The 9,195-nt window shown below is 70.9% G+C and carries 8 protein-coding genes and 1 CRISPR repeat array; of the genes, 2 read left to right on the forward strand and 6 right to left on the reverse strand.

Annotation, left to right across the window (positions count from 1 at the left end):
- The first annotated feature begins 169 nt into the window (after positions 1–169).
- Positions 170–1,052: direct repeats of the CRISPR family, unit length 29 nt; unit sequence CTGCTCCCCGCGCACGCGGGGATGGTCCC.
- A 51-nt stretch (positions 1,053–1,103) separates the two neighbouring features.
- The gene (locus VN520_RS25050; protein ID WP_325749196.1) at positions 1,104–1,754 is read left to right on the forward strand and encodes a hypothetical protein; all 651 of its coding nucleotides are present in this window, start codon (positions 1,104–1,106) and stop codon (positions 1,752–1,754) included.
- A 57-nt stretch (positions 1,755–1,811) separates the two neighbouring features.
- On the opposite strand, the gene gdhA is transcribed toward VN520_RS25050, so the two are convergent.
- The 5 genes from gdhA to VN520_RS25075 all read right to left on the reverse strand — a co-directional run bounded on the left by gdhA (position 1,812) and on the right by VN520_RS25075 (position 7,805).
- Positions 1,812–3,191: an NADP-specific glutamate dehydrogenase gene (gdhA, locus tag VN520_RS25055; protein ID WP_325749197.1), complete on the reverse strand. Its 1,380-nt coding sequence runs from the start codon at positions 3,189–3,191 to the stop codon at positions 1,812–1,814.
- 292 nt (positions 3,192–3,483) lie between these two features.
- Entirely contained in the window at positions 3,484–4,167 is a 684-nt protein-coding gene (locus VN520_RS25060; protein ID WP_325749198.1) for an ABC transporter ATP-binding protein, read from the reverse strand.
- A 49-nt stretch (positions 4,168–4,216) separates the two neighbouring features.
- Positions 4,217–5,677, reverse strand: a complete 1,461-nt coding sequence (locus VN520_RS25065; protein WP_325749199.1) for an ABC transporter permease — start codon at positions 5,675–5,677, stop codon at positions 4,217–4,219.
- Positions 5,678–5,950: 273 nt separating this feature from the next.
- On the reverse strand, positions 5,951–7,222 hold the full coding sequence (locus tag VN520_RS25070; RefSeq protein WP_325749200.1) for a L,D-transpeptidase: 1,272 nt from the start codon (positions 7,220–7,222) through the stop codon (positions 5,951–5,953).
- A 181-nt stretch (positions 7,223–7,403) separates the two neighbouring features.
- Entirely contained in the window at positions 7,404–7,805 is a 402-nt protein-coding gene (locus VN520_RS25075; protein ID WP_325749201.1) for a hypothetical protein, read from the reverse strand.
- 108 nt (positions 7,806–7,913) lie between these two features.
- Between VN520_RS25075 and VN520_RS25080 the strand changes: the two genes are divergently transcribed.
- A complete protein-coding gene (locus VN520_RS25080) occupies positions 7,914–8,234 on the forward strand; it encodes a hypothetical protein (RefSeq protein ID WP_325749202.1) in 321 nt (106 codons plus the stop codon).
- A gap of 204 nt (positions 8,235–8,438) precedes the next feature.
- On the opposite strand, the gene VN520_RS25085 is transcribed toward VN520_RS25080, so the two are convergent.
- On the reverse strand, positions 8,439–9,195 hold a 757-nt coding region (locus tag VN520_RS25085), incomplete at its 5' end, for a GGDEF domain-containing protein (RefSeq protein WP_325749203.1).

Consider the following 9,195-nt stretch of genomic DNA (forward strand, 5'->3'; position numbering starts at 1 on the left):
GGCGCGGGGAGCACCCGTCCTGGGCCGCCAGAGTGACGGCGGTGCGGGGACCATCCCCGCAGGCGCGGGGAGCACCGCGGTGAACAGGTTCCCCACCACAATCAAGATGGACCATCCCCGCAGGCGCGGGGAGCACCGACGACGTCGCCCGCGCACTCGTCCGCATCGCCTGCTCCCCGCGCACGCGGGGATGGTCCCGGGACGAGCGCTTCGATGGCCACGGGTACTCCCTGCTCCCCGCGCACGCGGGGATGGTCCCAGCGCCAGCAGCCCGACCCATGGGCCACCGGACTGCTCCCCGCGCACGCGGGGATGGTCCCGCCAGGATCGACAGCCCCTCGACGTCCAGGAGCTGCTCCCCGCGCACGCGGGGATGGTCCCGGACGCCTCACCTTCGAAGTGTCAGCCAACTACTGCTCCCCGCGCACGCGGGGATGGTCCCTCGATGCGCTCGATCGCGTAGATCAGGGCGTCCTGCTCCCCGCGCACGCGGGGATGGTCCCGGCTCGCAGAACCGGCAGGTACGACAGGCGCGCTGCTCCCCGCGCACGCGGGGATGGTCCCGCCTTCGGGTCGGAAAGCCACATGACGACGTCCTGCTCCCCGCGCACGCGGGGATGGTCCCGGGGCCGACGACATCCAACGCGCCAAACTCGCCTGCTCCCCGCGCACGCGGGGATGGTCCCGTCGCCCTTGCGGAGGATCACGACGTAGCCGGCTGCTCCCCGCGCACGCGGGGATGGTCCCCGCAGCGGGTACGCCTGGACCGGGAGAAGGCGCTGCTCCCCGCGCACGCGGGGATGGTCCCGTTCCAGGGCTCGCCGGAAACCATCGGCGAGCCTGCTCCCCGCGCACGCGGGGATGGTCCCCGGTACGCCCAGACCTTGTCGATGCACTCCTGCTGCTCCCCGCGCACGCGGGGATGGTCCCGCCAAGACATCGTGGGCCGCGACGTTCACGCGCTGTTCCCCGCGCACGCGGGGATGGTCCCAACAGCTTCCCCGTCCACTGCGTGGCAGGACACTGCTCCCCGCGCACGCGGGGACGGTCCCGCCCTCTTCCGTGGCCTGTCTCCTCACGACAACACGGAGTCCGGGCTGACCTTGCGCCACGCCGACACCGAGGACAACACCGTGCTGGACAGCGACTTCTGCTCCAACAGCCCGGGGTCTGCGGGCGGGGTCGGCCTGGCGGTCAAATTCGGTTCCGGCGGGGGGAACACGGTCCGTGGCTGCCGCGCCTTCGGCAACGGGACCGACGGGATCGCCCTCGGCGGCTTCACCAGTCCGGTGACGGTGAGCGTCAGCTGGTCCTACCGCAACGGCAACGGGTTCACCCTCGGCGGCGGCCACACCTCGGCCTCCGTGGCGCACGTGCTCATGGACGACGCGGCCTGGGACAACACCGGGCTCGGCTTCAACGCCAAGGGGAACCGGGGCGCGATCCGCCTCACCCGCAACACCGCTTTCCGCAACGGCACGAACTTCCACCTGCCCACCGCAGCCGCCCGACTGAGCTCCAACGCGGCGGTGGACAGCGGCGACGGCCGGGACGCCGTGCTCGCGGCGTCCTCCCGGTCCGAGGGCAACACCTGGGACGACGGGAGCGGCGGTCCCCCGGTGTTCACCACCACCGACCCGTCCACGGCCGAGGCACCACGCGCGGCCGACGCGGCCCTCCCCCGGACCTCGTTCCTGGTCCCGTCCGGGGCCGCGCCGGGCGCCCGTATGGTGCCTGTGGGCACGATGTCCTGAGGGGGGCGTCGGTACAGGGCCCGGGCGACCGGCCCCGGGCCCCGCGTGACGGCAGTGTCAGATCAGCCCCTGGGCCAGCATCGCCTCCGCGACGATCTCGAAGCCCGCGATGTTCGCGCCCACGACGTAGTTGCCCGGGCTGCCGTACTTCTCCGCCGTCGTGTGGCAGGAGTCGTGGATGTGGCGCATGATCTGCGCGAGGCGCTCCTCCGTGTGGGCGAAGGTCCAGGAGTCGCGGGACGCGTTCTGCTGCATCTCCAGGGCGCTGGTGGCCACCCCGCCCGCGTTGGCCGCCTTGCCGGGGCCGAAGGCGACTCCTGCCTGCTGGAAGACGTGGACGGCCTCGGGGGTGGTGGGCATGTTGGCCCCCTCGGCGACTGCCTTCACCCCGTTGCGTACGAGGGCGAGCGCGTCGGCCTCGTGGAGTTCGTTCTGGGTGGCGCAGGGCAGGGCCACGTCCACGGGGACGTTCCAGACACCCGTTCCTTCGACGTACCGCACGTGTGCGCCGCGCCGCTCGGCGTACTCGGAGATCCTGCCGCGGCCCGTCTCCTTGATCTCCTTGAGCAGTTCGAGGTCGATGCCCTTCTCGTCCACGACGTAGCCGCCCGAGTCGGAGCAGGTCACCACCGTCGCACCGAGCTGCTGGGCCTTCTCGACGGCGTAGATGGCCACGTTGCCGGAGCCGGACACGGCGATGCGCTGGCCGTCGAGGGACTCGCCGCGCACGCGCAGCATTTCGGCGGTGAACAGGACGCAGCCGTAACCGGTGGCCTCGGTGCGCGCCTGGGCGCCTCCCCAGCCGAGGCCCTTCCCGGTGAGCACGCCGGACTCGTAGCGGTTGGTGATCCGCTTGTACTGGCCGAAGAGGTAGCCGATCTCGCGGCCGCCGACGCCGATGTCACCGGCGGGGACGTCGGTGTACTCACCGAGGTGGCGGTGGAGTTCGGTCATGAACGACTGGCAGAACCGCATGACCTCGGCGTCGGACCGCCCCTTGGGGTCGAAGTCCGCGCCGCCCTTGCCGCCGCCGATCGGCATGCCGGTGAGGGCGTTCTTGAAGATCTGCTCGAAGCCGAGGAACTTCACGATGCCGAGGTTGACGGAGGGGTGGAAGCGCAGACCCCCCTTGTACGGGCCGAGCGCACTGGAGAATTCGACGCGGAAGCCGCGGTTGACGTGGATGGCACCGGAGTCGTCCGACCACGGCACCCGGAAGATGAGCTGGCGCTCGGGCTCGCAGATCCGCTCGATGATGCGGGCGTCGACGAACTCCGGGCGCTGCGCCAGCACGGGGCCCAGGGTGTCGAGGACCTCGCGCACCGCCTGGTGGAACTCGCCCTCGCCCTGGTTGCGCCGCAGGATCTCCGCGTAGAGCGGTTCGACGACACGGTTCTCGGCGGCGTGCGGGGTGAGGGAGTCGGAACTGGCCGGCATCTGATCAAGACCTTCCGTGGGTGGGATCGTGCGCGTCGGCGCTCCCTGTCCCCGGAGGCGCCATCGGCCCGTGGGGGCCGTTGCACCCGGCAAGTCTCGCAGCGCGGCCCGGTCCTGCCGGGGCGACATCCACATAGTGGCCACGATCGGCCGGGCCGGTACGGGTGGTTCCGTGCCCGAACTTCCGCTCCCGCTGCGGCGGACGGGCCGCCCGGCACCGGGTCGCGGGGAGGCGCGGGTGGCGAACCTCACAGCCCGAGGAGAGCGGCCGTGAGGTTCGCGCCGGGGCGGATCAGACCGCCGCGTTCTCCGTCACGGTGACCCTGCCCTTACGGATGGTCGCCACCCGGGGCGCCTTGCGGGCGAGCGAGCTGTCATGGGTGACCATCACGAAGGTCAGTCCGTGCTCCTTCCACAGCCCGTCGAGCAGCTCCATGATCTCGTCGCGCATGGATTCGTCGAGGTTGCCGGTCGGTTCGTCGGCGAGCAGCACCTTCGGCCGCTTCACCAGCGCACGGGCGATCGCGACGCGTTGCTGCTGGCCGCCGGACATCTCACCCGGCAGATGGGTGGGCCGGTCGCCGAGACCCACCGACTCCAGTGCTTGCGCGGCGCGTTCACGCCGGGCCTTCGCACCGAGGCCGAGGGGGACGAGCGCGGTCTCGACGTTCTCCTGGGCGGTGAGGGTCGGGATCAGGTTGAAGCTCTGGAAGACGAATCCGATGGACTCGGCCCGGACCTTGGTGAGCCGGGACTCGGGGAGCGTGGCCAGGTCGACGCCGTCGAGCTCGATGGTGCCGGAGGTGGGCCGGTCCAGCCCGCCGAGCATCTGCAGGAGGGTGGACTTGCCCCCGCCGGTCGGGCCCTGGATGACGAGCCTTCCGCCGTCCTCGATGGTCAGGTCGACTCCGGCGAGCGCGTCGACGGGGTTCTTGCCGCGCATGTAGCGCTTGGTGACGCCCTTGAGCTGGTACACGTGTGGACTCCTGCTGTACGTACGAAGAGGGGTGCGGTGCGGTGCGGTGCTAGGCGACGCGGCGCAGCGCGTCGGCCGGCCGCAGCCGGGAGGCCCGCCAGCCGCCGAAGGCTCCCGCGACGAGTCCGCCCGCCACCGCCAGGCCGACGGCGACGAGGACCGTGGTGAGGGAGACCGGGGCGGTCAGTGCGATGTCGAGGGTCTTGGCGGCGGTCTGACGGCCGGGGCCGCCACCGCCCATCGGGCCACCGCCGCCCATGCCCCCGCCGCCGCCCGTGGCGCCGAGCTGGGCGGTGAGGGTGGGGCTGACGGCGGTCACGGCGTAGGCGCCGGCGACGCCGACGGCGATGCCGAGGACACCGCCCATCAGGCCGTTGACGAGGGCCTCACCGATGACCTGGCGGGTGACGCGTCCGCTCTTCCAGCCGAGGGCCTTGAGCGTGCCGAACTCCCGTACGCGGCGGCTGACCGCGGAGGAGGTGAGCAGTCCCGCGACGAGGAACGCGGCGATCAGGACCGTGACGGAGAGCCACTTGCCGACGCCGGCGGCCAGGTCGGAGGCGGTGGAGAGGGAGCCGGAGACGGTGTCGGCGAGGTCGGCGGAGGTGGTGACCGTCGTGCCCGGGATGTTCTTCTGGATGGCGGCCTTGACGGTGTCGATCTGCTGCGAGCCAGCGGCCTGGACGTAGACCGTGGTGACCTTGTCCTTGGAGTCGGCGACGGTCTGCGCCTGCTCCAGCGGGATGTAGACGTTGGCGGCCGCGTCACCGCTGTCCGCCGTGGAGATGCCCACGATCGTGTAGGCGGTGCCGGAGATGGTGACGGTGCTGCCGACCGCGAGCGACTTCTCCTTTGCGTAGGCGGAGTCGACGATCGCGACCTCGGCGTCGGTCTCCGCGGCCTTGAAGGTACGCCCCTTGGTGATCTTGGAGGAGGTCAGCGGGCCGAGGTCCTGCTGGGTGACGTCGGTGCCGTACACGGTGAAGGAGTTGACGTCGAAGGACGCTCCGCCGCCCTCGACCCGGCCCTGCGGCTGGCCGCCGTCCTGGCCGCCGCCGGGACCGCCCTGTCCCGCGCTCCCGTCCTGCTTGAACTCGCCGCGCTTGAACTGGCCGTCGACCTTCATGACCGTCAGGCTCAGTCCGCCGACGGCGTCCGCGACGCCGTCCTGCTTCCCGACCTTGCCGACGGTGCTGGAGGCCAGCGTCTGGAAGCCCTGGACCATGACCCGGTCGGTGCTCTGGGTCGCGTCCTCGTCGTCCTTCGCGTCGAACTCGAACCGGGGCCGCTCGGTGCCGCCGGAGCCCGGGGCGGCCGCGGCCTTGGTCACCGTCATGTCCGTGCTCAGGCCGTACAGCGACTGGAGGACCTTGTCCTGGGCCTTGCTCATGCCCGAGGAGACCGAGCTGACGACGATGACCAGCGCGATGCCGAGGGCGAGCCCCGAGGCGACGACGAGCGCCGCCTTTCTGCGGCGGCGCAGCTCGCGCCGGAGGTAGGTGAAGAACATGGCGCGACGGTATGGAGCGGGCGTGATGAAGAGTTAAGTCTGCGATGAGAGCGGGATGAGAACACTTCCGGCGCACACACCGGGGGCGGAGAGGCCCGGCCCGCGCACACACCGGGAACGGAGAGGCCCGGCCCGCACACACACCGAGGACGACGAGACCCGGCCCGCGCGCACGCCGGGGACGGCGACACCCGGCCCGCGCGCACGCCGAAGGCGGCGGTACCCGGAAGGATCCGGGTGCCGCCGCCTTCGGAGGGGAGGGGTGCGATGGGGTCAGGCTTCGGAGCCCGCCGTCCACTCCGACCAGCTCATGTTCCAGCCGTTGAGCCCGTTGTCGGGGGTGATGGTCTTGTCCGGGGAGTTCTTGACGATGACCACGTCGCCGATCAGCGAGTTGTCGTAGAACCAGGCGCCGGGGGTGTTCGAGTCGTCGGCGCCCTTGGCGTCGGAGAGGCCGATACATCCGTGGCTGGTGTTGGCGCTGCCGAAGATCGACTTGGCGCCCCAGTAGTTGCCGTGGATGAAGGTGCCCGACGTGGACAGCCGCATGGCGTGCGGCACGTCCTTGATGTCGTACTCACCCTTGCCGTCGTCGTCGGTGAAGCCGACCGTCGAACCGTCCATGCGGGTCTCCTTGAACTTCTCGGAGATCACCATCTGGCCGTTGTAGGTCGGGTTCTCCGAGGAACCGGCGGAGATCGGGATGGTCTTGATCGTCTTCCCGTCCCGGGTGACGGTCATGGTGTGCGCCTTGGCGTCCACGGTGGAGACCTGGTTGCGGCCGACCTTGAAGGTGACCGTCTTCTGCTGGACACCCACGACGCCGTCGGCACCCTCGACGCCGTCCAGGGCCAGCTTCAGCGTGACCGTGGAGCCGCCCTGCCAGTAGTCCTCGGGACGGAAGTCCAGACGCTGGTTGTTGAACCAGTGGCCGACGACCTCCTGGCCGCTGCTCGACGTCACCTCGATGCCGCCCTGGACGGCCTTCTTGTCAGTGATCGCCTTGTTGAAGTTGATCGAGACCGGCATGCCCACGCCGACGGTGGAACCGTCCTCGGGGGTGAAGTTCCCGATGAAGCTGTTCTCGGGCGAGACCGTGGTGAACGAACTGTTGGCGTGCGCCTTACGGCCGTCCGAGTCGGCCGCCGTGGCGCTGATCCTGTACGTCGTCGAGCGTTCGAGCTGACCGCTGGGCTTCCAGCTGGAGCCGTCCGCCGCGAGGGTGCCCTCGACGGCGTCACCTGCCGCCGTGGTCATCGTGACCTCGGTCAGCTTGCCCTTGGCGACGGTGACCATCGCGGCGTTGTTGATGCTCGCGTTGGTCGCTCCGTTCTTCGGCGCGATCGTTATCTGCGCCTCGGAGGTGTCCTTGGCCGCGGCCTCGTCCACCTGGGCCTGCGACGTCTTCGAGCTGCCGGAACTCGCGCTGCTGCCCGATCCGCCGTCGTCACTACAGGCGGAAAGCACCAGTACGCCGCCGAGCAGTGCGGACGCGGCCACGAGACCCCTGCGCCGCTTGCTGTCCGTCATCACACGCTTCTCCATCGTTGCCGATTCCCCATGATCCCCGGACAGGGTCGCCCGACGGCGATTCCCCGTCAATGTCCCAAGAACACCGCGACCGGGTCTTCCGTTCCACATCCACCGAGGATGTGGGGAACACCACTCATCGACGCACCCGGGCCCGCGGTGGTTCCCGTCACCTGTGAGGAGTGCCCGGCGGGCGTCAGCGTTCCGTTTTCCCGCCGCCTTCTTCGTCGTCCGTCTCATTGTCCTCGATCCCGTAGTACGCCTCGTCCCCGTCCTCCCCGGCGGCCCAGTCCTCGGCCTCGGGGTCGTAGTCGATCGTCTCGCTGCTCCAGGAGGCCTGGGCGAGCTCGACGCCAGGCACCTGGCTGACCAGATCGAACGGGTCGATCAGCGAGGCGAGGGCTTCCGCTGCGTCTTCCCTGACCGTCTCCTCCGCATGCGTCCGCTCCTCGGCGGACTCGTCGGCGGACGCGCCGGAGGCGGTGAAATCGGCCGCGATGCTTTCCAGCGCGGTACCGGTCAGGGCGTCCGCGTCGCTGATCTCCAGCACCATCTCCACGCGAAGCCGAACAAATGAGGGTGTCTCCGAAGTGCTCATACGCCGGAGCGTAAGGCTCCCGGGAGCTGTGGCTTTCCTCCGACCCGCTGCTTTGCTTAGCATCGGCCCACGGGGCTAACTGATGGTTGTCGCAAGGGGATCGATTCTGTGTCCATCGCTCGTCGCACGCTGCTGACCACCACAGCGGCAGGCACCCTGCTCTGTGCTCTCTGGTTCGTCCCCTCCGCCAACGCGACCGGCGGAACAGGCACGCGGAGCAGTTCCACCGGCTCGTCCGCCGCTTCCCCCACCGAGGTCCGACATGCCTCCGCCACCGAGGACTTCACCTCCGACGACAGACTCGCCGACACCGGGTCGGGCATCGACACGGCCCCCTACCTGATCGGCGGCACGGCCTCGCTGTGCGTCGGCGCGGGGTTCGTCGTGTACTCGGTGCGCCGGGGCGGCTCGTGGAGCACCGGCCTCTGAGGTACGTGAGGGCTGCCGCGTCCCTCCGGATGCGGCAGCCCTCACGCGTACGGGATCAGGCCGGCGGCCCGGTCACCGTCCCCACGGCCGCGGCCGGCTTCCCCTCCCGCACGGAGGCGCCGGCGGCCGGGCCCGCGGTGAGGAACGGCGGAAGCCCGTGCGAGCGGTTCTTGTCCGGCCGCCGGTCCGTGCCCGGCCGGCCCCTCACCGGTCGCCGCCGGGCGGGTTGCCGCGCAGCCTGCGGCGGTCGTGGGGGGACCTGGGCGGGGAGTCGGCGAGCCTGATCACGTCACCGTCGCGCCCCGCGACCACCGGCCTGCGCGAGTGCGCGGCCTTCGCCTGGTACTGGGCGGCGTCCGCCAGCCGGAAGAGCCGGCGCGCGGACGGCACCGGGCCGATGTCGTCGCCCGTGGACGCGACTCCGCAGGCCACCCCGTCGCCGGGCTCCAGGAGGACGGCCCGCGCACAGAGCTCCTCGGAGACCCGGACCACGTCCTTCGCCGGGGGTCCCACGGCCAGCAGGCAGAACTCGTCCCCGCCCAGGCGCGCGGACAGCGCACCGGGGAGCATCGCGCCGCAGAGCGAGAGCACGGAGCCGAAACGTTCCAGCAGGCGGTCGCCCACAGCATGGCCGTGGGTGTCGTTGACCTCCTTGAGCCCGTTCAGATCGCAGACGACGAGGCTGACCACGGCTCCCTCGGTGCGGTGCAGGTCCACCGCCTCGTCGAGGCGCAGATCGACGGCCCTGCGGTTCGCGAGGCCGGTGAGCGGATCCGTGAAGGCCAGCTTGCGGACCTCCTCCAGCCGCTCGGTCTGCGCGATCCCCGCCGCGACGACGGCGGCCAGCACGGTCGCGAAGTCCGCGTCGTCCCGGCCGAAGACCGGGGCCCCCGCCGGACGGGCCACGTACAGCTCCCCCCACGCCCGCCCGTGCAGCACGATCGGCGCCACCACGCAGCAG

This window comes from Streptomyces sp. (genome assembly GCF_035563135.1).
GTDB lineage: Bacteria > Actinomycetota > Actinomycetes > Streptomycetales > Streptomycetaceae > Streptomyces.